The organism is Rhizomicrobium sp. (assembly GCA_037200045.1).
In the GTDB taxonomy this organism is placed as follows: Bacteria; Pseudomonadota; Alphaproteobacteria; order Micropepsales; family Micropepsaceae; genus Rhizomicrobium.
On the sequence record JBBCHM010000001.1, the window covers coordinates 2,137,153 to 2,163,053 of the forward strand.

Consider the following 25,901-nt stretch of genomic DNA (forward strand, 5'->3'; position numbering starts at 1 on the left):
GCGCCCGAAAGGCGCGCCCTTGCGCATGGTCCCGCCGCCACCTACGCTTTCGGCCACGCTATTATCCACCCAAGAGAGCATCATGGCCCGTTTCGAAGGTACCGACCGCTATGTCGCGACGGACGATCTGAAGATCGCCGTCAACGCGGCCATTACGCTGGAGCGCCCGCTCCTGATCAAGGGCGAACCCGGCACCGGCAAGACCGAACTCGCCTTCCAGGTCGCCGGCGCGCTGAAATCGCCGCTGATCACCTGGCACGTCAAGTCGACCACCAAGGCGATCCAGGGCCTCTACGAATACGACGCCGTGACCCGCCTGCGCGACAGCCAACTCGGCGAGGAGCGGGTGAAAGACGTCAAGAACTATATCCGCAAGGGCAAGCTGTGGGAGGCCTTCGAGATGAAGGGCCGCCCGGTCCTGCTGATCGACGAGATCGACAAGGCCGACATCGAATTTCCCAACGACCTTCTGCTCGAACTCGACCGCATGGAATTCTTCGTCTACGAGACCGGCGAGACGATCAAGGCGGCGGTGCGCCCGATCATCCTCATCACCTCGAACAACGAGAAGGAGCTGCCGGACGCCTTCCTGCGCCGCTGCTTCTTCCACTACATCAAATTCCCCGAGCGCGAGACGATGCAGAAGATCGTCGACGTGCACTATCCGAACATCAAGCAGAAGCTGGTGAGCGAGGCGCTCAACGTCTTCTACCAGATCCGCGACGTGCCCGGCCTCAAGAAGAAGCCGTCGACCAGCGAGCTGCTCGACTGGCTGAAGCTGCTGTTGAACGAGGACATTCCGCCGGAAGCGCTGAAGGAAAAGGACCCGACCAAGCTGATCCCGCCGCTGCACGGCGCGCTGTTGAAGAATGAGCAGGACGTCCACCTGTTCGAGCGGCTGGCGTTTCTTGCGCGGAGAGAGAGCCGGAACTAGGCGTTGATAAGGCCGATCCGGGCTTCAATCTTTTGAAGTCTCTCCTCGACGCGGTCAATCCGCGTCGCGACATGCGCATATTGCGCCTGCAATCCCGCAACATTGCTTTCGAGCATGCCTACGCGGAACGTCAACTCGCGAATGTCCTTTCGCGTCTCATCGACGACGGAACGGATATGCCGCAGATGCTCCAACACGAGGCTGTCGAGTTCACCGCTCATGCGCTTAGCATGACATAGAAACAAACACAGAACAAGATAGTCACCGGTCGTGCGGTTTGTCCGCCCGCCGCTGTGCCACATGCCACAGCACGCCGGCGGGATCGACGACATAGGCGACGCGCAAACCCCAGGGCTGCGTCGCCGGCGGCTTGGGCGCCGGCACGCCGAAGCGGCCGGGCAGATCGAGAGTTTCGATATGCGCCCACCAGGCATCGAGGTCGTCGACCATCAGCTGCATCATGAAATTGCAGCCCTCCTGGTAATAGCGCTGCAGGATGAAAGACGTCGCGCCGATGCCGAAGATCGCGACCTCGCTGTCGAGCCTTTTGGTGAAGCCAAGCGCCTCGTAGAAGGCTCGGCTGGCATCGAAATCCTGGGTAGGCAGGAAGGGCCGCGCCGCTTCGTTTCCGTCCGGGATCGTCATGCTTCGCCTCGCCTGCGCCGCGTATTGTGCGCGGCCGTCCTCTGATAGTATCGCCGGGCGACATTTCCGAGAATGCCATATGATTCAGACACCGCTTCGCCTTGCCCTGGCCGTGCTGGCATTTGCGGCGTCGCCCGCCCTTGCCCAGACCACGGATATCGACGCCTTCAAGGACGCGCCCGACGAGGCGAAGGTGCATGCGGCGTCGGGCTTCGTTTGCCCGCAATTCATCGGCCATTTCGAGCGCGACGCCTATGGCGAGCGCGATCCCTCGATCGGCTCGGACTTCTGCGCCTATTCGGCGCGCGACGGCGTCTATGGCACGATCACGCTGACGCCGCTGAAGGCGGCCTATGATCCCAAGACCGCGCTGGTGCCCGAATTCACCGAGCAGGAAGGCATCGGCGGCAAGATCGTCGGGGAGAAGACCATGCTGCTCGGCGGCGGCACGACGCCGATCTCGGTCTATCAGCGCACCTACGAGACCGCGGCGCTGGAGACGCTGCATTACCGCATCCTGTTCTCCGGCGGCACGGTCGGCGACTGGGCGCTGGAGGCGACGGTCGAATTCGCCACCCCGCGCGACGACGACGCCAAGCAGCAATTCCTCGACACCGTCTATGCCGAGGCGCTGGCGCATATCGCCAAGCAGGCGCCGCCCGCACCGGCGTCAACAACCGTCGCGCCGCCGCCCAAATAGCCCGATTTTCGGGCCCTTGGCCCTTGCGCGTGGGGCGCGCTAGACTTCGCGCGATCGCTATCGCCTGCCCGGAAGGTTCCCATGTTCTTCCAGTTTTTCGACGAACTCCGCGCCGCCAAGATTCCCGTCACGCTGAAGGAATATCTCGCGCTGATGGACGCGCTCGATCACGACGTGATCGACATGAAGATCGACGAATTCTACTACCTTTCGCGCACCGCGCTGGTGAAGGACGAGCGCAATCTCGACAAGTTCGACCGCGTCTTCGGCCATGTGTTCAAGGGCCTCGAAGGCCTCGACGCCTCGCTCCTGGCGCAGATCCCCGAGGAGTGGCTGAAGGCGCTGACCGAGAAATTCCTTTCCGAGGACGAGAAGAAGCAGATCGAGGCCCTGGGCGGCTGGGACAAGCTGATGGAGACGCTCAAGGAGCGGCTCGATGAGCAGAAGAAGCGCCACGAGAAGGGCAACAAGATGATCGGCTCGGGCGGCACCTCGCCCTATGGCAACAGCGGCTACAATCCCGAAGGCGTGCGTATCGGCCAGGACAAGTCGCGCCACGGCAAGGCGGTCAAGGTCTGGGACAAGCGCGAATACAAGAACCTCGACGATTCGGTCGAGCTCGGCACCCGCAACATCAAGGTGGCGCTGCGCCGGTTGCGCAAATGGGCCCGCCAGGGCGCCGAGACCGAACTCGATCTGCCCGGCACGATCACCGACACCGCCAACAAGGGCTATCTCGATTTGCGCCTGGTGCCGGAGCGGCACAACACGGTGAAGGTGCTCTTGTTCTTCGACATCGGCGGCTCGATGGACGCCCACATCAAGCTGTGTGAAGAACTTTTCAGCGCGGCCAAGACCGAGTTCAAGCACATGGATTTCTACTACTTCCACAACTGCCTCTATGAGGATGTGTGGAAGGACAATCGCCGGCGCCACAACGAGAAGATCCCGACCTGGGACGTGCTGAATAAATATCCGCGCGACTACAAGGTCATCTTCGTCGGCGATGCGACGATGAGCCCCTATGAGGTCACCTATCCCGGCGGCAGCGTCGAGCACTGGAACGAGGAGCCGGGCGCGGTGTGGCTCGACCGCGTGACGAACCTGTTCGAGCACGCGGTGTGGCTGAACCCGGTGGCGGAGAAGCATTGGGAATACACCCCGTCCATCGGCCTGATGAGCCAGCTGTTCAACGGCCGCATGTATCCCTTGACGCTCGCCGGCCTCGACAATGCGATGCGGGAATTGAACCGCTGATACGCATCACAAGGCCGGGCCGTCCTTGCCCAGCATCTCGCGGCGGATGATCGCGACCGGCACCAGGCCCGCGTTCAGGAACGCGTCGTGGAACTTGCCGAGGTCGAACGCCTTGCCCTGCTTTGCCGCCACGTCGGCGCGCAGCTTGAGGATTTCGAGCTTGCCCAGCGTGTACGAATAATAGCCGGGATCGGACGTGCCGCGCTTGGCCTCGTTGGGCGCGACCGAGGGCGGCTGAAAGCATTGCGTCGCCATCATCTGCGTCGCCTCGTCCAACGTCATGGCGCCGGTGTGCATCTTGATCGCGGCGACGAGCCGGCAATTGCGCAGCAGGGCATCCTGCAATTGCGCGAGCTTGATCTTCGGATCGCCGGCGCCCAGCCCCTCATCCAGCATCATCTGTTCGGCGTAATGCGCCCAGCCTTCGGTCGTGGAATAGGACTGCGCCGTCTTGCGCACCAGCGACCAGTTCGGATTGGCGCGGGCATACAGATATTGCGTGAAATGGCCGGGCAACGCCTCGTGCACCGAAAGATTCTGCAGCAGCGCGCGGTTGAAATAGGCCAGCAGCTCGTCGCGTTTCGCCGCGGGCCAGCTCGGCTCCGGCGGGGTGATGAAGTAGTAGGCCTTGGTGGCGTGGGTCTCCAGCGCGCCGGGGCCGTCCATCTGGCCGAAGATGACCGCGCGCGCGAAAGGCGGCGTCTCCGCGACGACCGGCAGCATCCGCGACGGCAGCGTGACGATGCGATGCCGTTCGATGAAGGATTGCAGATTCGCCAAACCGTCGCGCGCGGTCGCGATAAGATGGGCCGCATCGGGATGATCGGCCTCGATCTCGGCCATCGCCCGTGCCGGATTTTTCGGATCGACCAGCTTTTCCGTGGCGAGAAAAGCGGCGTGGTCGCGGGCCAGCTGCGCCTCGCCCGCTTCCAGCACCTTTTCCACCGGCACATCGACCATGTCGCTGGCGAGCAGCCGCTGCAGCGCGGCGCGGCCCAGGACGAACGATCCGTGCGCGTTCGGTTTCCGCGCCACCAGCCAGGCCTTGAAATCCTTCGCGGCGTCGACCGCCGCCTTCGTCGAACCCGCCAATTGCGCCTGCAGCGCGGCGTCCTTCACGCCCAGGAAGGCCTTCGGCACGTCGTTGCCGAGAAAGGCGATGCCGCCGTCGAGATTTTGCAGCGCCACGTCGATATCGACCGGCGGCATGTTCGTCAGGTTGCGTTTCGCATCGGCGAGCATGGCCGGCATGCGGGTCTCGCGCGCGATCAGGCTGCGCAGGCGTATGTCGAGCGGCGCGAAATCGCGCTCGATCAGCTGGAACGCCGCGGAGGTGAGAAGACCGACATAGACGCCGGGATCGTGGCGCCATTGCTGCACCGTTTCGTCTTCCAGCAACTGCCCGCCGATCTCCGCCATCAGCACGTCGCGCTCGTCGCGGTCCATCGGCGAAAGCGTGGCGCCGTCGATGGCGTGCAATCTGGCCTCGGTATCCTTCAGCCGTGCGATTTCCGTCGCATGGGCGGCGGCGGACACGTCGTCCAGCTCGCCGTCCCGATTGTGCAGACCCGTCGCGGTCGCGAAGGTGGGATGCGCCTTCCACTGGGCGCTGAAATAATCCTGGACGACGGTTTGATACGTCGCGGCGGGCGCCGCTGCGGCGGCGGCCGGCCATGCCAGGACGGCCATCGAACAGATCGCCAAAGTAATCGTGCGGCGCATGCTTCTCCCCCCGTCAAGATCGGAGCGGCAAGCCTCGCATCATCGGGCATCCGATGACAACTCGCGGCGCGACGCGGGCAATCGACGCCTCTTGCGAGTCCCGGAAACACCTGATCCGATACGGCAAAATATCCGGGGAGCACGCCATGACGATCAAGATCCACCACCTCAACAATTCGCGCTCGCAGCGCATCCTGTGGCTGCTCGAAGAACTCGAGACGCCTTACGAGATCGTGAAGTATCAGCGCATGTCGCCGGTGCCCTTCGCGCCGCCGGAGCTGAAGGCGGTGCATCCGCTCGGCAAATCGCCGGTGCTGGAAGACAAGGGCCGCGTGATCGCGGAATCGGGCGCCGAGGTCGAGTATCTGATCGACACCTATGGCAAGGGCCGCTTCAAGCCGGCCGCCGGGACCGACGATTATTGGCGCTATATCGAGTGGATACATTACGCGGAAGGCTCGGCGATGCTGCCGCTCCTGATGGCGCTCTATACCGGCATGCTCGGCGAGGCCGCGGCGGTGCTGAAGCCGCGCGTCGACAGCGAGATCGCCAACAACCTCTCCTACATGGAAGCCAGCCTGGGCGGCCGCGATTTCTTCGTGGGCAACGAGCTGACCGGCGCCGATATCCAGTTGATCTTCGTCGTGGAGGCGGCCGGGGCGCGGCTTGCGCCCTATCCCGCGCTGGTGAAATATCGCGAGCGCATGCAGGCGCGTCCCGCCTACAAGCGCGGCATCGAAAAAGGTGGCGCGTACGCGTTGATGAGCCGCTAGGCGATCGCGGCGTCGGTCGGAGGAGGAAGGCCATGACTCGTACAGCCGACGGGCCGGCGCGCCCCGCCGCCCCTCCTCCGCCCGGTTCGCACTTCTACATCCTGAGCAAGGCGCCGAGCGGCGCGGGCGGCGTGCTCGCCATCGCCGCCTTGAACGGCGTGGTGCTGGTCGTGGCGCACCAGACGGGCGATGATCGGCAATTGTGGGCGCGGCGGGCGCTCTCCGACGGAAGCTATGCGCTGATCAACAAGGCGGCCAAGCTTTGCATCGGCGCCTATCCCCCGCAGAACGGCACCCCGCTTCAGCTCTATCCGCTCAATCAGATCGAGACCAGCCCGTTCACGCATTGGCGCGACGACACGGTTCCGGGCGATTACAATGCGATCAACGCGTCGGTCGATTGGGAGCAGAAGATCAACATACCCACCGATGGTCCCTATTTCCCGGGGCAGACGCTGGTGACCTGGCAATGGAGCCATGGCGCGCCCAACGAGCTCTGGGCGCAGGTGAGCGCGGGCGAGCCCAGCTATACGCTGGCCTCGCTCGCCTTTGATACGGCCAAGGCGCGCATCGACACGCTGGCGCCGATCGCCGGCAATGACATAGGCGTGCTCAACAACGAATCCGTGCAGGCCAACCTGCCGATTTTCACGGTGCAAAGGCTGACGACCGCCTACGGTTTTCACCCGGCGGCCGGCTCCCCCGACATCGAAATCCCCTATCACGGTCCCCGGCCTGCCCTGGACGCGAATGGGCTTGTCGTGCTGGTCGAGGGCGATTGGCGGTATGGAACGTCCGCCCAGTCGTTCGTCGACACTCCGTTCCAGATCATCGTCGCGGTGCCGCCGAAGACCGCCGTGGCCTATGGCGCGCGGGAAGCCTGCGCCCAGCTGACGGTCCCCTATGCCGCGACGTTCAACCTGTTGTCGGACGGCAAAAGCGAGACGATACAGGTCAGCGGAAGCTTCACGGCGATGTGCCCCTATCGGGTCTACGCGGAATTCGAAAACGCGTCGCCCGTCCGCTGACCGCTCAGGCGGATTTGCGCGCCGCAATATAGGCATCCGTAATCGGATCGATCATCGCCAGCGGCACCGCGCCGCCGATCAGCATCGCGTCGTGGAAGCTCTTGATGTCGAACCGGGCGCCCAGCGCGTCGCGCGCCTTCTTGCGGGCGGCGAGGAAGGTCAGCTTGCCCAGCATGTAGCCGCAGGCCTGGCCCGGCATGATGCAGTAGCGGTCGATCTCGGTGATCGCGCCGCTCTCCTTGTCGCCCAGCGTATCGACATAGAATTTGGTCGCCTGCTCGCGGCTCCATTTCATGCTGTGGATGCCGGTATCGACCACCAGGCGCACGGCGCGGAACATCGCATCGTGCAGGAAGCCGATGCGGCCGAAGGGATCGTCCTTGTACATGCCCATCTCGTCGGCGAGCTGCTCGGCATAGAGCGCCCAGCCCTCCAGGTAGGACGAGAAATAAGTCAGCTTGCGGATCAGCGGCATCTTGGCCTCGCGCTGGATCGAAAGCTGGAGGTGATGGCCCGGAATCGCCTCGTGATAGGTGAGTGTCGGCAACAGCCAGCGCGGCTGCTCGGCGGTGTCGCGCAGATTGATCCAGTAGATGCCCGGGACCTTCCCATCCAGCGACGGCGCGTTGTAGGAGCCGCCGGCCTGCCCCGCCTCGATCTCCTTGGGCACCCGCTTGATCACGACATCGGCCTTGGGCAGCACGCCGAAATAGTCGGGCAGCCGGGCGCGGACCGCGGCGACCTTGACGTTCAGATCGGCGATCAGCTGATCCTTGCCCGCGTCGGTGTTCGGGTAGAGCATCTTGGGATCGACAAACATCGCGCGCAGCCGCTCGCCGACCGTGCCCTTGGTCAGGCCGTGCTGCTTCATGATCGCGTCGATCTGCGCGCTGTGGTCCTTGATGATGTCGAGGCCGGTCTTGTGGATTTCCGCCGGGCTCATCGTGGAGGTCGTCCAGGTCAGGACGCTGTCGCGGTAATAGGCCTCGCCATCGGGAAGCTTCCACACGCCGGCGTCATGCGTCGCCTGTTTGCGCATGTCGGTGAGGAGCGCGATCTGCCGGTCGAGCGCGGGATAGACCTTGTCGGTCAGGATCTTCGCCGCCGGCGTGCCCCAATCGCCCGCGATGGCCTTGTCCTTGGCGCGCCGGACCAGCGACATCGTCATCGACGCGCTGTCCGCCGGCTGGCCGCGCAGCCCGTTCATCTGCTCGATCGCGTTGTCGAGGCAGAAATCGGGCGGGATCACGCCGAGCGCCACGTCGTGGCGCACGATTTCGGCTTCGCCGTCGAGGCGCGGCCCGAACTGTTCCAGGCGCGCGAGATAGGCGTCGGCGTCGTCCTTGGTCTCGATCGTGTGCTGGTTATCGAGGAAGGAGGGGATGCCGCTATAGAGACCGCCCATCTGGTTGATCACATAGGGCGAGCCGGCGCCGCCGCCGCCATAGGCGTAGCGCGCGTCGGTGATGACCCCGTTGCGCAGGCCGAAGATCACCACGTCGTAGCTCTGCCGGTCTTCGCCGCCGACCGAATTGCGGTCGAAGGTCGAGAGCCGCGCGAGCTGGCTGGCGAGCAAGGTCTGGGCGCGCACGACCGCGGCGAGCGAGGTCTCGTCGAGTTCGCTCTTCTGGTGCTTGCGCGCGCCGGTGTCGACGCCCAGCCCGGTCGCGGAGATCGGCGAGAGGTCGAGGTTCTCGCTGACGAAGGTGTCGAACAGCGCGTTCAACTGCGTGGCGGGCGCATCGGCGGCCAAAGCGGGCCGGCCCAGGGCCATCACGGCGGCTCCCGCCGCCCCCGATTTCAGCAGCGAACGGCGATCCAGCATGATGAAAACCCCTTTGGTCCCGCTTGGAAGCTAGGGAGTGACCTGACGCGCGGCAAGGGAGCCGCGCCGGGCCGGCTTCACGTTCGCGTGTCGGCTCGAGCACGAACCGCGCGCCGGTTCACCCGCGCGTGGCGCTTCCCCAATAGTTGAACCCCGCGAAGCGCGGGGTGCCGGGAAGATACATCGTCGCCATGTCGTCGACGCGAAAGCCCGCGTCGCGGATCAGCTTGGGGATCGGCCGTCCGACATGGCAGCCGCCGCCGATCGCCTTCCACACCGGTGTGATCCGCCGTTGCCAGCGCGCAACGCTCGCATCCGGCGCCTCGCCATGCTCGCAGAAGATCATGCGTCCGGCGGGTTTCAGGACGCGCCGCATCTCGCCCAGCGCCTTCATGACGTCCGGGATCGTGCACATCGTATAGGTGATGAGGATGGTGTCGGCGGCGTCCGCGTCGAGCGGAATCTGCTCGCCCGGCAGGTCGAGGAATTCGAGCGGGATCGGCGACGCGGCCACGCGTTCCGCCGCGCGGGCCCGCATTTGTGCGGAAGGCTCCAGTGCCCAGAGGCGCTCGACCTTCTTGGGATCGTAGAACGGCAAGTTATGGCCGGCGCCGAACCCGATCTCCAGCACGCGCCCCTCGGCGCGCGGGACGACCTTGCGGCGCTGATAGGTGATCGGCTTGGCGCTCATCGCCGTGTCGAGCAGCCAGGGCAGGATGTGTCGATCGTAGAAGCCCATGTGTGTCTCGGCTAACGCGGCTGGATATTCTTGCGGATCCAGCCGGCCAACTCGTCCTCGCTGAAGGCGCTGGATGCCACGGACAAGACGACCATGACTGCCTGCCCATCGTCGACGGCAAGGTCGAACCCGTTCAGCACAAGAAACGATTCCAACGCGACGAGCGCCGTTCGTTTGTTGCCGTCGATGAATGCATGGTTCTTGGCAATGCCGAACGCATAGGCCGCGGCCAAAGCCGCTACGTCTGGTTCGCCATAGGCCGCCAAATTTTGCGGTCGCGCCAGCGCCGATTCGAACATTCCCGGATCGCGAATTCCCGAAGCCCCACCATGCTCGGCGAGTTGTTCGTCATGTGCGGCCAACAAGGCATCCGGATCCAACCAGACCCAGGTTGTCATTTCGCTAACTCGCGAAGCGCATTGCGCCGCTTTTTCATGACTTGACGCATGATTTCCATCTGGCTGCTCGTGTCGGGGTCATAGGGACTGACACGAAAGCCATCCGGCGCCGGGGTCACCGTGATGGTGTCGCCCTTATCGACCTTCATCGCCGCCAGCATCTCCTTGGGCAGCGTGACACCCACGGAATTACCGATCTGGATGAGCTTGAGCTTGTAGTGCATGGCCATCTCCGTTCCAACGGATGTTAGAACGGAACGTTATAACAAATGTATAACCATGACAAGCTGGTAGTTGCCGAACCGGTTTATTCCGGCGCGACGGTCACCTTGATGCCGTCCAGTTCGTCGGCGCAGACGATCTGGCAGGAGAGGCGCGAGGTCGGCTCGACCGCCAGCGCCATGTCGAGCATATCGATCTCGGCGTCCGAGGGCGGGGTGAGCTTCTCGTACCAGCCGTCGGTCACATAGACGTGGCAGGTGGCGCAGGCGCAGGCGCCGCCGCATTCCGCCGCAATGGGCAGGCCGGCGTCGCGCAGGATCTCCATCACGCTCCAGCCGTCGCGGCCTTCGATTTCGCGCGTCGCGCCGACGCGGTCGGTGGCGATGATCTTCATGCGGAGACACCCAGCTTCTTCTGCAGGTTCGACGACGAGGTCGTGTACTGGAAGCGCAGCTTCTCGTTCGGCTTGACGATGTGGAACGCGGCCTGCGCCATCAGCGCCGCCTCGTGGAAGCCAGACAGGATCAGCTTGAGCTTGCCCGGGTAGGTGTTGATGTCGCCGATGGCGAAGATGCCGGGCGTCGAGCTTTCGAACTTCGCGGTGTCCACCGGAATGAGGTTCTCGTGCAGGTTCAGGCCGAATTCCGCGATCGGGCCGAGCTTGATGGTGAGGCCGAAGAACGGCAGGAACGCGTCGACGTCGTGCAGCCACTCCTTCTTGTCGGCGCCGGCGAGCGTCACGCCGGCGAGCCTGCCGTCGTCGCCGTGCAGCGACTTCACGCTGGCGACGTGGAATTTGACCTTGCCTTCCTTCTCCAGCGCCCGCATCTGGTTGACGCTGTGCTGCGCCGCGCGGAAGCCGTCGCGGTGATGCACCAGCGTCAGGCTCTTGGCGATCGGCGCCAGGTTGATCGTCCAGTCGAGCGCGCTGTCGCCGCCGCCGGCGATCAGGATGTTCTTGTCCTTGAACGTGTCCATCTTGCGCACGGCATAGTGCACGCCGACGCCGTCGCCCTTGTTCTCGAACGCCTCGATACCCGGAACCGGCGGGCGCTTGGGCACGAAGCTGCCGCCGCCGGCCGCGATCACCACGACGGGCGCGACGATCTCGGTGCCGGCATCGGTCGAGAGCTTCCACCGGCCGTCGGGCAGCTTCTCAAGCGCCGACGCCATCTCGCCGAAATGGAACTGCGCGCCGAACGGCTTGATCTGGTCGAGCAGCCGGTTGGTCAGGTCCTGCCCGGTGACGATCGGCAGGCCGGGAATGTCGTAGATCGGCTTCTCGGGATAGAGCTCCGTGCACTGACCGCCGGGCCGGTCGAGGATGTCGATCAGATGCGTCTTGAGGTCGAGCAGCCCAAGTTCGAACACCGCGAACAGGCCGATCGGGCCGGCTCCGACAATGGCGACATCGGTCTCGATAGGCGTGCTCATGGGCTATTTCACAGGCTCTCTATGTATGAACGGGAAAACTAGCGGCCCTAATATGTAAAAACGTGCCCGCCGACAACCCATTCCAAAAGGGCCGCGACTGTGCCGCAGCGCGCTCGCGGCGCCAAGGGCGTGACGGCGCCGCACTCCAAGTGTCTGCCGGAAATGAACAATCCCGTCCAGGCGGCGCGCCGTCGCGCGTTCAGGCGGCGAGATAATCCCGGATGAAGGCCTGCACCGCGTCGGCCCGCGCCTTGAGCGCCGCGATGGCGTCCGTCGCGCCTTGGCGGTCGGAGAGATCGAGCGGCTCGCAGCGCGCCGCTGCATCGCCCATCGCGAAGGCGCCGATGCCCCGCGCCGCGCCCTTCAGCGTGTGGGTGACTTCTTTCCACGATTTGGCGTCGCGCGCGTCGAGGATGCTTTGCAGCCGGGCGACCAGTTCGTTCGCCTGGCCGTCGAACAGCCGCATCACCTCGGCGTTGATCGCGCGATCGCCGCCCGTGTAGCGTGCCAGGTGCTCCAGATCGACGGCCTGGTTGCCAGCCATGCGCTCAACTCTCTTCAAGAGATCGACAAGCGATCATGGCAGAGACCGCTCAATGCTCCGTTAACGGATGGGCGGACGCGCCCCCCCGGGGCGCCGAACGGCAAAATTCTCCGGCGACCCTCGCGTAATCGGGCGTTCGATGGTTAAAGTGCGGCGCTACCTAGCGTATTCATCGAGGGACGAATGGCCACCAACGCATCGGGCAGCCAGCCCGTACTGCTCCAGACGGCCGAGCCCATCGGAGACGCCGAGGCGCGCGCCGTCCGCCGGCCCGAGCCGAAATTCGGCATGGCCGCCCTGACCTTCTCCTTCGTGCTCTCCGCCTTCTGGGCTGGCGCGGCCGCCGCTTATCTGTGGGGCTATTTCGGCCCCAGGGGCCTTGCGGGGCTCGATGTCCAGGAACTGGCGCTGTTCGTCGCCGCCACCTTCATCCCGCCGCTCCTCTTCGTCGCCGCCGCCTGGGCAATGGCGCGGGCGCAGCAGATGGCCGTCGCCTCGCAGACGCTCGCCGAGGCGACCGACCGGCTCTTCGCCGCCGACGAGACCGCGTCGCGCACCGCCGCCCGCCTCGGCCGCGCGGTGCGGCGCGAGCTCGATGCGCTGAACGCGGGCCTCGACGGCGCCTTCACCCGGCTGCGCGCCCTCGAGGCCGTGCTGGAGAACCAGATCGCCGCGCTCGATGAAGCCGGCGCGCGCGCCGAAGTGCGCGGCGAGGCCGTCGCCTCGCGCCTGACCGCCGAGCGCGAGCGCATCGAATCCGTCGCCGGGTCGTTGAGCGAATCCGCCTCGCGCGCCGCCGAGACGGTCGCCGGGCGCACCGCACAGCTCAAAGCCTCGATCGAATCCGCCGAGAGCGCGCTCAAGACCGCCGGCACGACGCTGGACGCGCAAGCCGCCAGCTTCCGCGCCGCCGCCGGCGCCGCCGCCGATGCGCCGCATGCCGCCGCCGTCGAACTTGATCGCCAGGCCAAGCGGATCGAATCCGTCGCCGACGCGGCGATGGCGCGCGCCGAATTCGTGCTCGGCCGCCAGGAGCGCCACCGCACCGGCATGAACGATCTGATGCAGCGGCTGAAAGAGGAAAGCGCGTCTTTCGAGCAGGCGCTGTCCAAGGAACGCGCCTCGATGGAGCAGGCGATCCAGGCGCTGGGCGGCGAGGCGCAGAAATTCGAGACCGTCACCGGCGATGCCGAACGCCACCTCGAGATCATCATGGCGAACGCCTCGGCGCGCGCCGCGCAGCTCACCTCCAATTTCATGCGCGAGGCCGAGAAACTGAAAGAGGCGAGCGACAGCGCGAACATGACGCTGCACAACATGATCAACGCGCTGCAGCAGGCCAATGCCGGCGCCCAGACCCTGATCGGCGAGACCGCGAACGAGGCCAAGACCAACGCCCGCGCTTTGGTCGGCGAGGCGATGGCGGAATGCGAGCGCCTGCTGCGCACCTCCGGCGAGCTCTCGGCCGAGGCCGCGGAAATCCGCACGACGCTGGCCAAGACGGTCGAGGACGTGCAGCACCACCTGCTCACCCTTCCCGGCATCGCGCAGCAGGAAGCGCGCCGCGTGCGCGACATGGTGCGCAGCGAAACCGAGGAGATTCTCGATCTTTCGGCCCGCACGCTCTCCACCATCCATGCCCGCACCGTGCCGCGCAATCTGGTGCGCAAGCCAGTCGAACCGGCGGCACAGGAGCAACCCGAAAGCGAGGGCCTGCTCGGCATGGCCAAGCGCCTGACGCAGCGCCCGCGCAAACCCAGGCCCGATGCGCCGGCCACGCCAAGCGAGCCCGGCAAGGGCTGGGAAATGCGCACCTTGCTCGCGGCGGTCGAGAAGGACGAGCAGCGCGATCTGAAGCCGGCCGGCGCCGCGGCGCTCGGCGCGTTGGAGGCGGCGCTGGCCGACATGGCGGTCGATCTCGACGGCATCACGGCCGAGGCCGCGCCCGGCGAGGACGAATGGCGCCGCTATCTGGCGGGCGACCGCTCGGTGTTCGTGCGCAAGCTTGCGGCGGCGATCGACGACGACACGGTCAACCGCATCGCCACGCTTTATCGCGAGGAGCCGCGCTTCCGCGAGGCGGCCAACGCCTATATCGGCGAATTCGAGTCGCTGCTGGCGCGCGCCAAGGAAGGCGATGGCGGCGGGCTTCTGACCTCGACCATGCTCAGCGCCGATACGGGGAAGATCTATCTCGCGGTCGCTTACGCGCTGGGAAGGCTATAGCCCCGCTGGGATTCAATCGATGCGCCGCAGACGCGCCGCGTAGAAGCCATCCATCCCGTGACAGGGCAGTGTGCGCAAATCGCCTTCGGGGCTGATCAACTCCGCGCGTCCAAACACATCGGATGGATTCACCGGCACCCGCGCGAAACGCGCGTCGCGTTCGAGAAAGTGCTGCACCTGCTCGACACCCTCTTCCGGCTCCAGCGAGCATACCGCGAAGACCAGCAATCCGCCGGGCGCGACCATCTGTGCCGCCGCATCCAGCAATTCCGTCGCGCCCTGTTCGCACAGCGAGATGTCCGAGGCGCTCTTGATCCAGGGCAGTTCGGGATGGCGCCGGATCGTGCCGGTCGCGGTGCAGGGCGCATCCAGCAGGACGAAAGGCGCCGGCGCGTCGGGACGGAAGTCGCGGACATCGGCCTGGACAAGCGTCGCGTCGAGCCTGGTCCGCGCCAGGTTCTCGCGGATGCGTTCCAGCCGCGCCGCCTCGCGCTCGACGGCGATGACGTGCGCGCCCGCCGCCGCCAATTGCATCGTCTTGCCGCCGGGCGCGGCGCAAAGATCGATCACCGTTTGGCCGCGCACATCGCCGAACAGCCGCGCGGGCAAGGTCGCCGCGGCATCCTGCACCCACCAGTTTCCGTCCGCGAAACCGGGCAGCGACTCGACCCGCCCGCTCTCCGTGAGCCGGCGGACATTGTCGAACACGGGGTCGCCGCCGGGTGCCGCGACGTCGGCGGACTTCAAGACGATATCGATCGGCGCCCGCGACAGATGCGCGTCGGCGATGGCCCGCGCCGTCGCCTCGCCATAGGCATCGCACCAGCGCTGCCACAGCCAGTCGGGCGTGTTCAACCGCGCCGCGTCCTGCGCCACAACGAGCGCCTTGCCCTCGCGCGACACGCGCCGCAACACGGCGTTGATCAGCGACTTGAAATGCACCGCCTTGGCGTCGGCCTGCGCCAGGCGGTTCGCGGCATCGACCGCGGCATGCGCCGGCACGTCGAGAAAGAGGAGTTCGCAGGCGCCGGCATACAGGATCTCGAGCGTCGGACCCGCCTTGTGCGGCTGCGGCGCCTTCGGCACGAAATGCCGGATGACGGTTTCGATCTGTCCGAGCCGCCGCAGCGTCTCGCTGGCGATGACGCGGGCAAAGCCGGCATCGCGCGATTCCATCTCCGGCAGAGATTCGAGCGCGCCGTCGAGCGGCCTTCGCTTGCGCAGGACTTCGGACAGCAGAGCCAGGGCCGCGGCGCGCGCCGGGAGCCCGTCGCTCACGCCCAGGGACCGGGTTGCGTCGCGGGCCGGCCCGCCATGGCGCGCAGCCGCGCGACACGCTCTTCGGTCGAAGGATGGCTGGAGAACAGGCCCGACAAGCCGCCGCCATGCAGCGGATTGATGATGAACATATGCGCCGTCGCCGGATGCGCCTCGGCCTCTTCGTTCGGGACCCGTTCGGCGACGCGCGCGATCTTCTGCAGCGCGGAAGCCAGCCAGAGCGGCCGGCCGGAGATTTCCGCGCCTTCGCGGTCGGCGTCGAATTCGCGGCTGCGGCTGATCGCCATCTGCACCAGCATGGCGGCGAACGGGGCGACGATCGCGACCAGCAGCACGCCGACGAAGCCGAGCCCGCCGCGCCGGTCGTTGCCGCTGCCGAAGAAGAACGCGAAATTGGCCAGCATCGAGACCGCGCCGGCGATGGTCGCGGTGATCGTCATGATCAGCGTGTCGCGATGCTTCACATGGCTGAGTTCATGCGCCAGCACGCCCGCAAGCTCTTCCTGGTCGACATTCCGCAACAGCCCGGTCGTCACGCATACCGCCGCGTGCTCGGGATTGCGCCCGGTCGCGAAGGCGTTGGGCTGGTCGTTCTCGACGATATAGACCTTGGGCATCGGCAGGCCGGCCTGCCCCGCCAATTGCTGCACCAGATGAACGAGATCGGGCGCGCTCGCCGCATCGACCGGGCGGGCGCCGTACATCGACAGCAGGACCTTGTCCGAATTCCAATAGGCGAACAGGTTGGTGCCGGCCGCGAACAGGAAGGCGATGCCCATGCCCGCCTGGCCCCCGATCAGGAAGCCGACAAGAAGGAACAGGGCGGTCAATGCCGCCATCAAAAGGCCGGTGCGCAGGACGTTCATGGCCGGACTGATGTAAGCTGACGCCGTGCAGCGTCAAGCGGAGGCGACAATGCCGTCCAAACCCAGCAAGGCGGAGATTGCCCGGCGCATCCGGGAGGCGGGCGAACGCGCCAATGCGGAGGCGGAAGCTCGCCGCAGGGTGCAAAAGCCCACGGAGCAACCGGCGGAACTGGGCGGCCGGGCCGGGCCGGAACCGACCCGCTATGGCGATTGGGAGCGGAAGGGAATCATCTCGGATTTTTAGGGTTATTGCGGCGCATCTTGATCGCGCATCCCGCAGGGTCCACATAGGCGACACGGAGCCAGACCCATGTTCATCCAGACCGAATCCACGCCGAACCCCGTCACGCTGAAATTCCTGCCCGGCCGCGAGGTCATGGGCGAGGGCCAGGTCGCCGACTTTCCGGCGGCGGAAGCGGGCGCGCGCTCGCCGCTGGCGGCCGCCCTGTTCGCCATTCCCGATGTCAGCCGGGTGTTCTTCGGCGCCGATTTCATCTCGGTCACCAAGCGCGACGGCGACTGGAAGCACCTGAAGCCCGCCATCCTCGGCGCCATCATGGAGCATTTCACCCGCGGCCTGCCGCTGATGACCGGTACGGCGGAAGAAGCCGAGACCGTCTCCTTCGGCGAGGAGGGCGATCCGGAGGTCGTGGCCCAGATCAAGGAACTGATCGACACCCGCGTCCGCCCGGCGGTGGCACAGGATGGCGGCGACATCATCTATAAGGGCTTCGACGGCGGCGCGGGCATCGTGTTCCTGCACCTGCAGGGCTCCTGCGCCGGCTGCCCGTCCTCGACCATGACGCTGAAGAATGGCATCGAGAACATGCTGCGCCACTACGTGCCGGAAGTGAACGCCGTCGAAGCGGTGTAAGCTCGCCCCGATTCCTTTGAGCACGGGCGCCATGGACCATCACGCCATCAACGACGAAGCGCTGGACACGATCTTCCGGTCGGCGCGCAGCCAGAACAAATGGACCGACAAGCCGGTCAGCACCGCGCTGCTGATGGCGGTCTACGATCTGGCGCGGCTGGGGCCGACAAGCGCCAATTGCTCGCCGGCGCGCTTCGTCTTCGTGACCACGCCCGAGGCGAAAGAGCGGCTCGCCCAATATGCCTCGCACGCCAACCAGCCGAAGATCCGCTCCGCGCCGGCGACCGCGATCATCGGCTACGATCTGGATTTCGCGCAGAAGCTGCCGCAGCTCTTTCCGCACGATCCCACGGCGAAAACCTGGTTCGCCGATCCCGCCGTCGAGCAGGCGACGGCGTTCCGCAATGCGACGCTGCAAGGCGCCTATTTCATCATCGCGGCCCGCGCCCTGGGACTCGATTGCGGGCCGATGTCGGGCTTCAACAACGCCAAGGTGGACGAGGAATTCTTCGCCGGCACGCGGATAAAATCGAACTTCATCTGCGGCGTCGGCCATGGCGATCCGTCGGGCGTCTTCCCGCGCAATCCGCGGCTGGAATTCGACGAAGCCTGCACGATCCTGTGAAGCTGCTGGCCGTCGACACCGCGCTCGGCGCCTGTTCCGTGGCCATCCTGGACGGCGACGACGTGCTGGCGCATGTTTTCGCGCCGATGGAACGCGGCCATGCCGAGGCGCTGGCGCCGATGGTCGAGGATGCGATGCGCGACGCGGCGCTCGGCTTCGCGGCGCTCGACCGGCTCGCGGTGACCACGGGACCGGGCACCTTCACCGGCCAGCGGGTCGGGCTTGCCTTCATGCGCGGCCTGCGCGTCGCGCTGCACAAGCCGTTGCTCGGCGTGACCACGCTGGCGGCGATGGGCCGGCAGGCGGAAGCCGAGACCGGCCTTGCCGCCTATGCCGCCCTGCACGACGCCCGGCGCGACGAGGTCTATCTCCAGACGACCGGCATGGACGATCCCGTGCTGCTGGGCTTCGAGGACGCGCTTCAGGCGATCCTGCGCCTCGACGGCCGCTTCGCGCTGGCCGGGACGGCCGCGCCGATGGCCGCGACCCGTCTGCCGAACGGCGTTCTCTCCACCGTCCGCCAGCCCGACGCCTTATGGGTCGCGCGCCTGGCGCGGGCGATGCCGGACAGCGATGTCCCGCCGCGCCCGCTTTATCTGCGGGCGCCTGACGCGAAGCTTCCGGCGCCACGATGAGCGTCGCGCTGCTTCCCGCCGGCGCCGACCTCGGACCGCTGGCCGCGATCCATGCGGAATGCTTCCCGGATGCGTGGAACGCGCGGGCGATGGCGGACCTGCTGGCGACGCCCGGCACCTTCGTCATCGCCGGAGCCGGCGGCTTCGTGATGGCGCGCGCCGCCGGTGGGGAGGCCGAAATCCTCACTTTGGCTGTGGCGATCGGGGCGCGGCGCCATGGCGCCGGCCTGGCGCTGGTCCAGGCCGCGGCCGAGCATGCCTTCGGCCTGGGCGCCGATGCCCTGTTTCTCGAAGTGGCGGCGAGCAATGGGGCCGCCCGCGCGCTGTATGACCGGCTCGGCTTTGCCGAAACGGGACGCCGCAAGGGCTATTACACCGCCGGCCGCGACCGGCCGGAGGATGCTCTCGTTTTGCGTCGCAATCTCCCGCTTTCGCCCCTTGGGAAAAGCCCGTCCACTGGGTAAACTGCGGCCGAAGCTCCGCAACCGGGTTAGTGCGTGACGCGCATCGAAAAACTCTGCGCCGAGAAGGGTCTTCGCATGACCGAGCAGCGCCGCATCATCGCGCGCGTGCTGTCGGAGGCGGCCGACCACCCCGATGCCGAGGAAATGTACCGCCGCGCCTCGGCGCTCGATCCGCATATCTCCATCGCCACGGTCTATCGCACCGTGAAGCTGTTCGAGGATGCCGGCATCCTGGAGCGCCACGATTTCCGCGACGGCCGCTCGCGCTATGAGGAGGCGCCGGAATCGCATCACGACCACCTGATCGACGTGCAGACCGGCAGCGTCATCGAATTCCGCAACGAGGACATCGAGAAGCTCCAGCGCCGCGTCGCCGAGGAACTCGGCTTCGAACTGGTCGACCACCGGCTCGAACTCTATGGCGTGCCGAAGGGCGCCAAGAAGCCGCGCTGATGTCGACGCTGCGCGCCTATGTCATCGTCACCGTCTTCCTGACCGTGACCCTGCTCCTGATCCCGTATCAGAGCTTCAATCTGCGCTTCGGCCGCAAGGCGGCGAAGACGTTTCCCTGGCGCTATCACCGCTTCATGGCGAAGCTGTTCGGCATCCGCATCCACACCATCGGCAAATCGGTGCTGGACGAGGGCGTGCTGGTGGTCGCCAACCACACCTCCTGGCTCGACATCATCATCTTCTCCGCCCTCGGGAAGGTGTCGTTCATCGCCAAATCGGAGGTCGCGACCTGGCCGCTGTTCTCGACCCTGGCCAGGCTGCAGCGCACCGTGTTCGTGGAGCGGGCGCGGCGCCAGGCGACAGGCGCGGCGCGAGACGAAATCCGCGACCGCCTCCTGGCCGGGGACACGCTGATCCTGTTCCCCGAAGGCACCTCCGCCGACGGCAACCAGGTCCTGCCCTTCAAGAGCGCCCTGATGGGCGCGGTCGAGGCGCGGGTCTCGGACGGCAAGGGCGGCAGCCGCGCCGCCCGGGTCCAGCCGATTTCCACCGCCTATGTCGGGCTGCACGGCATCCCGATGGGCCGCGAAAACCGCCCGCTTTTCGCCTGGTATGGCGACATGGAGCTCGTGCCGCACCTCTGGGAAGCCCTGGTGACCGGGCCGATCGACGTCATCGTCGAGTTCCATCCGCCCATCGATGTCGACGAGGCCGGCGGGCGCAAGGCCTTGGCGGCAAAGACCGAAGCGATCGTGCGGCGCGGCCAGACGCGCGCCCTGGCCGGGCTGAGCGGGCAGACGCCGGCGGAGGCGGCGCCCGTGCCGGCCGCCGCGCCCGTGCTGGCGCCGGCCGTGGCGTGACCGTATAACCGCAGCCCTCATGAAGAAGCTTTTCGTCAAGACTTATGGCTGCCAGATGAACGTCTACGACTCCGCCAGGATGGCGGCGTTGCTGGCGCCGATCGGCTATGGCCCGGCGGAGTCGGCGGAGGACGCCGACATGGTGATCCTCAACACCTGCCACATCCGCGAGAAGGCGGCGGAGAAGGTCTATTCCGAGCTCGGGCGCCTGAAGAAGATCAAGGACGAGCGCGGCCTGACCATCGCGGTCGCCGGCTGCGTCGCCCAGGCGGAAGGCGCGGAGATCGTGGCGCGGGCGCCGCAGGTCGACATCGTGGTCGGCCCGCAGGCCTATCACCGCCTGCCCGAGATGATCGCCAGGATCACGCGCGCCGGCGGCCACGCGCTGGAAACCGATTTTCCCGCCCTCGAAAAATTCGATGCGCTGTCGGCGGACGCGGCGGCGCCGGGCGTCACGGCCTTCCTCACCGTGCAGGAAGGTTGCGACAAGTTCTGCACCTTCTGCGTCGTGCCCTATACGCGCGGGTCAGAATATTCGCGGCCGGTGGCGCAAATAGTCGAAGAAGCGCGCGGGCTTGCCGCGCGGGGCGTGCGCGAGATCACGCTGCTCGGCCAGAACGTCAACGCCTTTTGCGGCGAGGGACCGGACGGCAAGGCGTGGTCGCTGGCGCGGCTGCTCGACCGGCTGTCGCGCGTCGAAGGCCTCGCGCGCCTGCGCTACACCACGAGCCATCCGCGCGACATGGGCGGGGACCTCATCGCCGCGCATGGCGACATCGAAGCCTTGATGCCTTATCTGCACCTGCCGGTGCAGTCGGGCTCCGATGCGATCCTGGCCGCGATGAACCGCCAGCACACCGCCGACGACTATCGCCGCCTGGCGGAGCGCATCCGCCACGCGCGGCCCGATATCGCGCTGTCGTCGGACTTCATCGTCGGCTTCCCGGGCGAAAGCGACAAGGATTTCGAAGCGACGCTCGATCTGGTGCGCGACGTGGGTTATGCGAGCGCCTTCTCCTTCAAATACAGCCCGCGTCCCGGCACGCCGGCCGCCGCCGCGCGCAAGCACATTCCCGACGATATCAAGGACGCGCGCCTGCAAACGCTGAATACGCTTTTGCTGGAGCAGCAGGATGCGTTCAAGCGATCCTGCCAGGGCCGCATGATGGACGTGCTGTTCGAGAAGCCCGGCCGCCAGACCGGCCAGGCGATCGGGCGCAGTCCCTATCTGCAGGCGGTGCATGTCGAGGGCGCCGCCGATCTGATCGGCGCGATCCGCCTGGTGCGCATCGATGCCGTCTATCCCAACAGCCTGAAGGGAAGCCTCTCGCGCGAAAAGGTGGCGGCGCATTGAGTGCGGCGAAGACCAAGCGCGCGGCGAAGGAGCAGGTGACGCTCGAATTTTCCGACAACGGCCTGCTCGCGGCGCTGGCCGGCGGGCATGAGCGCAATTTCGTGCGCCTGGAGCAGAAGCTCGGCGTGCGCATCGCGACGCGCGGAAATCTCGTGGCGATCGAGGGCGACGCCGACATGCGCGAGCGCGCCGCCACCGTACTGCGCGGACTCTATGCCCGCATCGAGGCGGGCGACGGCTGCACCGCCGCCGATGTCGATGCCGAGATCCGCTTCGCGGCGGAAAAGTCGGCGGGGCTCGTCGGCAATTCCTTCGGCGCGCAGGCGATCCGCACCGCCTCGGGCAAGGTCACGCGGGCGCGCACGCCGGCCCAGGCGGCCTATCTCGACCTGATGCGCACGCACCCGCTGGTGTTCGGCGTTGGACCGGCCGGCACCGGCAAGACCTATCTCGCCGCCGCCTTCGGCGCGCATCTGCTGCACGAGCGCCAGGTCGAGCGCCTGATCCTGTCGCGCCCCGCACTGGAGGCCGGCGAACGGCTCGGCTTCCTCCCCGGCGACCTCAAGGAGAAGATCGATCCTTATCTGCGCCCGCTTTACGACGCGCTGTTCGACGTGCTCGGCGAGCGCACCCAGAAGCTGATGGAGATGGGCACGATCGAAGTGGCGCCGCTCGCTTTCATGCGCGGACGCACGCTGACGCGCGCCTTCGTCATCCTGGACGAGGCGCAGAACGTGACCTCGGCCCAAATGAAGATGTTCCTGACCCGCCTCGGCGAGGATTCGCGCATGGTGGTGACCGGCGATCCGTCGCAGAGCGACCTTCCGGGCGGCCGCGCCGACGGGCTGAACGAGGCGCTGCGCATCCTGAGCGGCGTGGAAGGCGCGGCGGTGGCGCATTTCGCGGAAAAGGACGTGGTCCGCCACGCCCTCGTCACGCGGATCGTCGCCGCCTATAATCGCGCCGACGCCCAGAAGACCGGTCCGTGACGTTTTCCGTCCATCTGCAGTTCGGCGATACCCGCTGGCGCAAGGTCCGCGGCCTGTCGGCGCGGCTCGAGACCGCGGCGCTGCGCGCGCTGCGGCGGGGCGATGCGCCGCGTAAAGCCGCGCTGACGGTGCTGCTCAGCGACGACGCGCGGCTCAAGACGCTCAACCGCGATTTCCGCGGCAAGGACAAGCCGACCAACGTGCTGTCCTTCCCCGCGCCGGCCAACGCCGAAGGCTATATCGGCGATGTCGCGCTCGCCTATGAGACGACAAGAGAAGAGGCACGCGCCGCGGGCAAGCGCCTCGCCGATCACGCGACGCATCTCGTCGTCCATGGCGTGCTGCATCTTCTGGGCTTCGATCACGTCACCGAGCGCCAGGCCAAGGAAATGGAGCCGCTGGAGACCCGCATCCTGGCCGAGCTCGGCATCGCCGATCCCTATCGGACGGAGGCCGCGTGATGAGCGAGGCCGCCCATGACGGCGACGGAAGGTCGCCCTCGCTCCTGCGCCGGATCGGTGCCTTCCTGCGCGGCGACGATTCCACCACGCAGATGCGCGAGAGCATCGAGGAGGCCATCGAGGAAAGCGACCGCCACAGCACCCAGCTTTCCGCGCCCGAGCGGCGGATGCTTGCCAACCTGCTCAAATTCGGCGAATTGCGCGTCAGCGACGTGATGATCCCGCGCGCCGACATCGTCGCGATTTCCGAGGACACCTCGCTCACCGACATCGTCGCGCTGTTCCGCGACGTGCAGCATTCGCGCCTGCCGGTCTATCACGAGACGCTCGACGACCCGATCGGCCTCGTCCACATCAAGGATATTCTAGCCTTTCTCGAAGCCCAGCCCGATGGCAGCTTCCAGTGGAAGAGCGGTTCGATCGCGCAGTTCAAGCGCGATATCCTGTTCGTGCCGCCGTCGATGCCGCTGGTCGATCTTCTGCTCAAGATGCAGACGGCGCATTCCCACCTCGCCTTGGTGATCGACGAATATGGCGGCACCGACGGCCTCGTCACGATCGAGGACATCATCGAGGAAATCGTCGGCGACATCGCCGACGAGCACGATGAAGACGACTCGCAGGTGCGCAAGATCGAGGACGGCCTCTACGTCGCGGACGCGCGCGTCGATCTGGAGGATTTCCGCACCCAGACCGGCATCGCGCTGGCGCCGGAAGACGCGGACCAGGAGATCGATACGCTGGGCGGCCTCGTGGTCTCGCTGCTGGGGCGCGTGCCGCAGCGCGGCGAGATCGTGGCGCATCCCTCGGGCTATGAATTCGAGGTGCTGGAGGCCGATCCCAGGCGCGTGAAGCGCCTGCGCATCCGCGCGCCGGCGCCGCCGCCCGCCGGGCCGGCGGATGGAAAGCCTTTGTGATCGCGGCCCTGTCGCGCATCGGAAATTTCTTCCGCGCGCTGACCGGCTGGCGCGCGCTTCTCGCATCGATCGTCGCCGGCGGATTCTATGCACTCGGTTTCGCGCCGCTCGGGATCTTTCCAGCGATGCTGCTGGGTTTGGCCGCGCTTGTGCTGTTGCTGGACGGCGCTGCGCCGCGCAGGCGTCCGGTGTGGGGGGCCGCGGCGATCGGCTGGGGTTTCGGCTTCGGCCAGTTCCTCGTCGGCATGCACTGGATCTTCTATCCCTTCCTCGTCGATCCGATCGAACATGCCTGGCAGATTCCGTTCGTCGCGATCCTGTTTCCCGGTGGCCTCGCTTTGTTCGCGGCGGCGGCCTGCGCGGCGGCGATGGCGGCGTGGCGGCCGGGCCGGCCCAGAATTTTTATTCTCACCGTCTGTTACGCGGCGGCGGAATGGCTGCGCGGCCATGTGCTGACGGGGCTGCCCTGGAACCTGCCGGCCTATGGCTGGGGCGCGTCGCTCGCGATTCTGCAGAGCACGGCGTTTTTCGGCGCCTATGGTTTGTCGCTGTTGACGGTGTTTTTCGGCGCGTCGCTGGCGGAATTGTTCGAAGCGCCGCGTCCGCGTCTGGGTCTTCCCGTCGCCGCGGTCGCGCTGTTCGCCGCGCTGTGGCTCGGCGGCACGGCGCGGCTCTGGACCACGCCGACGAGCTTCGTCGCGAACGTCCATCTGCGGCTGGTGCAGCCCAACATTCCGCAGGACGAAAAATACGTACGCCACCTCGTCGCGCGCAACTGGCAGCGGCTGATGGAGTTGAGTACGCGGCCCGGTGGTGCAACACCCGGCGTCATTATTTGGCCGGAGGCGGCGCCGCCGGTTCTACTGCAGCGCAGTCCCGACGCGCTCGCGCAAATTGCCGAACTTACCGGTGGCAACCGCGTCCTGGTGACGGGCAATCAGCGCGAAGACGCCGACGCGAACGGCGAGCGCCGGTTCTTCAACAGCCTCTTTGTCTTCGGCGCCGGCGGCGCGCGCATCGCGACCTACGACAAATTCCATCTGGTGCCGTTCGGAGAATATCTGCCGCTCGAATCCTGGTTGCGCTATCTGGGGATCACCAAACTGGTCGGCTTTCCGGGAAGTTTTTCGGCCGGAGATGGTCCGCACACACTCGATATTCCCGGCGCGCCGCCGGCGAGTCCGTTGATCTGTTACGAGATTTTGTTTCCATCGGCCGTGGTGGCCGCGCCGCGGCCAATGTGGATTTTAAACGTGACCGACGATTCGTGGTTCGGTCCCTGGGCCGGTCCGGCGCAGCATCTTCTGGCGGCGCGCGTGCGCGCCATCGAGGAGGGACTGCCGCTGGCACGCGCCGCCAACACTGGAATCTCCGCCGTCGTCGATGCCCAAGGCCGGATCATCGCGCGGCTGGGACTCGACCGGACGGGTATCGTCGACGCGCTTCTACCCAAGGCTGACGGGCCGACGCCCTATGCACGCTTCGCCGATCTGGTATTTTTTCTCCTGCTGATCCTCTGCGCCGCCCTTCCCATGGCGCTTTCCCGCCGTTAGGGTTTCGAACATAAGTGTTTGAATCAATTCTTTAACCTGCCGGTGCCACCTCGGGCCGGATTGAAACGGAGCGTTGTGTAATTACCGTGCCAAAGAAACAAGCAAACCCGATAGACGGGCAGGTG

At 66.3% G+C, this 25,901-nt stretch carries 30 protein-coding genes; 18 read left to right on the forward strand and 12 right to left on the reverse strand.

Features of this window, described 5'->3' with window-relative positions; genetic code table 11:
• Positions 1-82: 82 nt before the first annotated feature.
• A complete protein-coding gene (locus WDM86_10205; protein MEI9990401.1) occupies positions 83-934 on the forward strand; it encodes a MoxR family ATPase in 852 nt (283 codons plus the stop codon).
• Here the strand turns inward: WDM86_10205 and WDM86_10210 are convergent.
• Positions 931-1,155 (reverse strand): hypothetical protein, encoded by a 225-nt coding sequence (locus tag WDM86_10210; protein ID MEI9990402.1) that lies wholly within the window; start codon positions 1,153-1,155, stop codon positions 931-933. The two genes, WDM86_10205 and WDM86_10210, sit on opposite strands and share 4 nt — an antisense overlap.
• A 40-nt stretch (positions 1,156-1,195) precedes the next feature.
• The gene (locus WDM86_10215) at positions 1,196-1,579 is read right to left on the reverse strand and encodes a VOC family protein (protein ID MEI9990403.1); all 384 of its coding nucleotides are present in this window, start codon (positions 1,577-1,579) and stop codon (positions 1,196-1,198) included.
• Between the two features lie 79 nt (positions 1,580-1,658).
• On the opposite strand from WDM86_10215, the gene WDM86_10220 reads away from it, so the two are divergent.
• Together WDM86_10220 and WDM86_10225 are read left to right on the forward strand one after the other, a co-directional pair.
• On the forward strand, positions 1,659-2,279 hold the full coding sequence (locus WDM86_10220; GenBank protein ID MEI9990404.1) for a hypothetical protein: 621 nt from the start codon (positions 1,659-1,661) through the stop codon (positions 2,277-2,279).
• Between the two features lie 81 nt (positions 2,280-2,360).
• The gene (locus WDM86_10225) at positions 2,361-3,536 is read left to right on the forward strand and encodes a VWA domain-containing protein (protein ID MEI9990405.1); all 1,176 of its coding nucleotides are present in this window, start codon (positions 2,361-2,363) and stop codon (positions 3,534-3,536) included.
• A 6-nt stretch (positions 3,537-3,542) separates the two neighbouring features.
• On the opposite strand, the gene WDM86_10230 is transcribed toward WDM86_10225, so the two are convergent.
• Entirely contained in the window at positions 3,543-5,258 is a 1,716-nt protein-coding gene (locus WDM86_10230) for a DUF885 domain-containing protein (GenBank protein MEI9990406.1), read from the reverse strand.
• A 146-nt stretch (positions 5,259-5,404) separates the two neighbouring features.
• On the opposite strand from WDM86_10230, the gene WDM86_10235 reads away from it, so the two are divergent.
• A complete protein-coding gene (locus WDM86_10235) occupies positions 5,405-6,031 on the forward strand; it encodes a glutathione S-transferase (GenBank protein MEI9990407.1) in 627 nt (208 codons plus the stop codon).
• Between the two features lie 32 nt (positions 6,032-6,063).
• Positions 6,064-7,059 carry an RICIN domain-containing protein gene (locus tag WDM86_10240; GenBank protein MEI9990408.1) on the forward strand — a complete coding sequence of 332 codons (996 nt, stop codon included), beginning with the start codon at positions 6,064-6,066 and terminating at the stop codon, positions 7,057-7,059.
• A 4-nt stretch (positions 7,060-7,063) separates the two neighbouring features.
• Here the strand turns inward: WDM86_10240 and WDM86_10245 are convergent, their stop codons facing one another.
• The 7 genes from WDM86_10245 to WDM86_10275 all read right to left on the reverse strand — a co-directional run bounded on the left by WDM86_10245 (position 7,064) and on the right by WDM86_10275 (position 12,221).
• Entirely contained in the window at positions 7,064-8,884 is a 1,821-nt protein-coding gene (locus WDM86_10245) for a DUF885 family protein (protein MEI9990409.1), read from the reverse strand.
• 118 nt (positions 8,885-9,002) lie between these two features.
• Positions 9,003-9,623, reverse strand: coding sequence for a methyltransferase domain-containing protein (locus WDM86_10250; GenBank protein ID MEI9990410.1), 621 nt, complete (start codon positions 9,621-9,623; stop codon positions 9,003-9,005).
• Between the two features lie 11 nt (positions 9,624-9,634).
• Positions 9,635-10,021 carry a type II toxin-antitoxin system death-on-curing family toxin gene (locus WDM86_10255; GenBank protein MEI9990411.1) on the reverse strand — a complete coding sequence of 129 codons (387 nt, stop codon included), beginning with the start codon at positions 10,019-10,021 and terminating at the stop codon, positions 9,635-9,637.
• Complete coding sequence (locus WDM86_10260) at positions 10,018-10,245, reverse strand: AbrB/MazE/SpoVT family DNA-binding domain-containing protein (GenBank protein ID MEI9990412.1); 228 nt, start codon at positions 10,243-10,245, stop codon at positions 10,018-10,020. The genes WDM86_10255 and WDM86_10260 overlap by 4 nt, the downstream gene beginning before the upstream one ends.
• A gap of 83 nt (positions 10,246-10,328) precedes the next feature.
• Positions 10,329-10,637 carry a 2Fe-2S iron-sulfur cluster-binding protein gene (locus WDM86_10265; protein MEI9990413.1) on the reverse strand — a complete coding sequence of 103 codons (309 nt, stop codon included), beginning with the start codon at positions 10,635-10,637 and terminating at the stop codon, positions 10,329-10,331.
• Positions 10,634-11,677 (reverse strand): NAD(P)/FAD-dependent oxidoreductase, encoded by a 1,044-nt coding sequence (locus tag WDM86_10270; protein ID MEI9990414.1) that lies wholly within the window; start codon positions 11,675-11,677, stop codon positions 10,634-10,636. Before WDM86_10270 ends, WDM86_10265 begins: the two co-directional genes overlap by 4 nt.
• A gap of 199 nt (positions 11,678-11,876) precedes the next feature.
• Positions 11,877-12,221: an Hpt domain-containing protein gene (locus tag WDM86_10275; GenBank protein MEI9990415.1), complete on the reverse strand. Its 345-nt coding sequence runs from the start codon at positions 12,219-12,221 to the stop codon at positions 11,877-11,879.
• Between the two features lie 183 nt (positions 12,222-12,404).
• On the opposite strand from WDM86_10275, the gene WDM86_10280 reads away from it, so the two are divergent.
• Entirely contained in the window at positions 12,405-14,447 is a 2,043-nt protein-coding gene (locus WDM86_10280) for a hypothetical protein (GenBank protein ID MEI9990416.1), read from the forward strand.
• 12 nt (positions 14,448-14,459) lie between these two features.
• On the opposite strand, the gene WDM86_10285 is transcribed toward WDM86_10280, so the two are convergent.
• Both WDM86_10285 and htpX read right to left on the reverse strand, forming a co-directional pair.
• On the reverse strand, positions 14,460-15,725 hold the full coding sequence (locus WDM86_10285; protein ID MEI9990417.1) for a transcription antitermination factor NusB: 1,266 nt from the start codon (positions 15,723-15,725) through the stop codon (positions 14,460-14,462).
• The gene (htpX, locus tag WDM86_10290) at positions 15,722-16,591 is read right to left on the reverse strand and encodes a zinc metalloprotease HtpX (GenBank protein ID MEI9990418.1); all 870 of its coding nucleotides are present in this window, start codon (positions 16,589-16,591) and stop codon (positions 15,722-15,724) included. The genes WDM86_10285 and htpX overlap by 4 nt, the downstream gene beginning before the upstream one ends.
• Before the next feature lie 49 nt (positions 16,592-16,640).
• Here htpX and WDM86_10295 point away from each other — a divergent pair, with 49 nt between their 5' ends.
• The 12 genes from WDM86_10295 (at position 16,641) to lnt (ending at position 25,776) form a co-directional block, all read left to right on the forward strand.
• Positions 16,641-16,835, forward strand: a complete 195-nt coding sequence (locus WDM86_10295; GenBank protein ID MEI9990419.1) for a DUF1674 domain-containing protein — start codon at positions 16,641-16,643, stop codon at positions 16,833-16,835.
• Positions 16,836-16,901: 66 nt separating this feature from the next.
• Positions 16,902-17,465, forward strand: coding sequence for a NifU family protein (locus tag WDM86_10300; protein ID MEI9990420.1), 564 nt, complete (start codon positions 16,902-16,904; stop codon positions 17,463-17,465).
• A 31-nt stretch (positions 17,466-17,496) separates the two neighbouring features.
• A complete protein-coding gene (locus tag WDM86_10305; protein ID MEI9990421.1) occupies positions 17,497-18,090 on the forward strand; it encodes a malonic semialdehyde reductase in 594 nt (197 codons plus the stop codon).
• Positions 18,087-18,725, forward strand: a complete 639-nt coding sequence (gene tsaB, locus WDM86_10310; protein ID MEI9990422.1) for a tRNA (adenosine(37)-N6)-threonylcarbamoyltransferase complex dimerization subunit type 1 TsaB — start codon at positions 18,087-18,089, stop codon at positions 18,723-18,725. The genes WDM86_10305 and tsaB overlap by 4 nt, the downstream gene beginning before the upstream one ends.
• Complete coding sequence (locus tag WDM86_10315; GenBank protein ID MEI9990423.1) at positions 18,722-19,189, forward strand: GNAT family N-acetyltransferase; 468 nt, start codon at positions 18,722-18,724, stop codon at positions 19,187-19,189. The genes tsaB and WDM86_10315 overlap by 4 nt, the downstream gene beginning before the upstream one ends.
• A 33-nt stretch (positions 19,190-19,222) precedes the next feature.
• Complete coding sequence (locus WDM86_10320; GenBank protein ID MEI9990424.1) at positions 19,223-19,642, forward strand: Fur family transcriptional regulator; 420 nt, start codon at positions 19,223-19,225, stop codon at positions 19,640-19,642.
• Positions 19,642-20,502, forward strand: a complete 861-nt coding sequence (locus tag WDM86_10325) for a lysophospholipid acyltransferase family protein (protein ID MEI9990425.1) — start codon at positions 19,642-19,644, stop codon at positions 20,500-20,502. Before WDM86_10320 ends, WDM86_10325 begins: the two co-directional genes overlap by 1 nt.
• A 19-nt stretch (positions 20,503-20,521) precedes the next feature.
• Positions 20,522-21,856 carry a tRNA (N6-isopentenyl adenosine(37)-C2)-methylthiotransferase MiaB gene (miaB, locus tag WDM86_10330; protein ID MEI9990426.1) on the forward strand — a complete coding sequence of 445 codons (1,335 nt, stop codon included), beginning with the start codon at positions 20,522-20,524 and terminating at the stop codon, positions 21,854-21,856.
• Positions 21,853-22,845: a PhoH family protein gene (locus WDM86_10335; GenBank protein MEI9990427.1), complete on the forward strand. Its 993-nt coding sequence runs from the start codon at positions 21,853-21,855 to the stop codon at positions 22,843-22,845. The genes miaB and WDM86_10335 overlap by 4 nt, the downstream gene beginning before the upstream one ends.
• Entirely contained in the window at positions 22,842-23,306 is a 465-nt protein-coding gene (gene ybeY / locus WDM86_10340) for an rRNA maturation RNase YbeY (GenBank protein MEI9990428.1), read from the forward strand. The genes WDM86_10335 and ybeY overlap by 4 nt, the downstream gene beginning before the upstream one ends.
• A complete protein-coding gene (locus WDM86_10345; GenBank protein ID MEI9990429.1) occupies positions 23,306-24,223 on the forward strand; it encodes a hemolysin family protein in 918 nt (305 codons plus the stop codon). Before ybeY ends, WDM86_10345 begins: the two co-directional genes overlap by 1 nt.
• Positions 24,220-25,776 carry an apolipoprotein N-acyltransferase gene (lnt, locus tag WDM86_10350; GenBank protein MEI9990430.1) on the forward strand — a complete coding sequence of 519 codons (1,557 nt, stop codon included), beginning with the start codon at positions 24,220-24,222 and terminating at the stop codon, positions 25,774-25,776. Before WDM86_10345 ends, lnt begins: the two co-directional genes overlap by 4 nt.
• Positions 25,777-25,901 lie beyond the last annotated feature (125 nt).

Coding starts and splice junctions, on each gene's coding strand:
- WDM86_10270 (MEI9990414.1), bottom strand. CDS start 11,677: ATGAGCACGCCTATCGAGACCGATGTCGCCATTGTCGGAGCCGGCCCG.
- WDM86_10280 (MEI9990416.1), top strand. CDS start 12,405: ATGGCCACCAACGCATCGGGCAGCCAGCCCGTACTGCTCCAGACGGCC.
- WDM86_10305 (MEI9990421.1), top strand. CDS start 17,497: ATGGACCATCACGCCATCAACGACGAAGCGCTGGACACGATCTTCCGG.
- WDM86_10240 (MEI9990408.1), top strand. CDS start 6,064: ATGACTCGTACAGCCGACGGGCCGGCGCGCCCCGCCGCCCCTCCTCCG.
- WDM86_10260 (MEI9990412.1), bottom strand. CDS start 10,245: ATGCACTACAAGCTCAAGCTCATCCAGATCGGTAATTCCGTGGGTGTC.
- WDM86_10275 (MEI9990415.1), bottom strand. CDS start 12,221: ATGGCTGGCAACCAGGCCGTCGATCTGGAGCACCTGGCACGCTACACG.
- WDM86_10235 (MEI9990407.1), top strand. CDS start 5,405: ATGACGATCAAGATCCACCACCTCAACAATTCGCGCTCGCAGCGCATC.
- WDM86_10315 (MEI9990423.1), top strand. CDS start 18,722: ATGAGCGTCGCGCTGCTTCCCGCCGGCGCCGACCTCGGACCGCTGGCC.
- WDM86_10250 (MEI9990410.1), bottom strand. CDS start 9,623: ATGGGCTTCTACGATCGACACATCCTGCCCTGGCTGCTCGACACGGCG.
- WDM86_10325 (MEI9990425.1), top strand. CDS start 19,642: ATGTCGACGCTGCGCGCCTATGTCATCGTCACCGTCTTCCTGACCGTG.
- WDM86_10230 (MEI9990406.1), bottom strand. CDS start 5,258: ATGCGCCGCACGATTACTTTGGCGATCTGTTCGATGGCCGTCCTGGCA.
- WDM86_10220 (MEI9990404.1), top strand. CDS start 1,659: ATGATTCAGACACCGCTTCGCCTTGCCCTGGCCGTGCTGGCATTTGCG.
- WDM86_10265 (MEI9990413.1), bottom strand. CDS start 10,637: ATGAAGATCATCGCCACCGACCGCGTCGGCGCGACGCGCGAAATCGAA.
- WDM86_10215 (MEI9990403.1), bottom strand. CDS start 1,579: ATGACGATCCCGGACGGAAACGAAGCGGCGCGGCCCTTCCTGCCTACC.
- WDM86_10255 (MEI9990411.1), bottom strand. CDS start 10,021: ATGACAACCTGGGTCTGGTTGGATCCGGATGCCTTGTTGGCCGCACAT.
- WDM86_10345 (MEI9990429.1), top strand. CDS start 23,306: ATGAGCGAGGCCGCCCATGACGGCGACGGAAGGTCGCCCTCGCTCCTG.
- WDM86_10295 (MEI9990419.1), top strand. CDS start 16,641: ATGCCGTCCAAACCCAGCAAGGCGGAGATTGCCCGGCGCATCCGGGAG.
- WDM86_10300 (MEI9990420.1), top strand. CDS start 16,902: ATGTTCATCCAGACCGAATCCACGCCGAACCCCGTCACGCTGAAATTC.
- WDM86_10210 (MEI9990402.1), bottom strand. CDS start 1,155: ATGAGCGGTGAACTCGACAGCCTCGTGTTGGAGCATCTGCGGCATATC.
- miaB (MEI9990426.1), top strand. CDS start 20,522: ATGAAGAAGCTTTTCGTCAAGACTTATGGCTGCCAGATGAACGTCTAC.
- WDM86_10225 (MEI9990405.1), top strand. CDS start 2,361: ATGTTCTTCCAGTTTTTCGACGAACTCCGCGCCGCCAAGATTCCCGTC.
- WDM86_10205 (MEI9990401.1), top strand. CDS start 83: ATGGCCCGTTTCGAAGGTACCGACCGCTATGTCGCGACGGACGATCTG.
- WDM86_10245 (MEI9990409.1), bottom strand. CDS start 8,884: ATGCTGGATCGCCGTTCGCTGCTGAAATCGGGGGCGGCGGGAGCCGCC.
- htpX (MEI9990418.1), bottom strand. CDS start 16,591: ATGAACGTCCTGCGCACCGGCCTTTTGATGGCGGCATTGACCGCCCTG.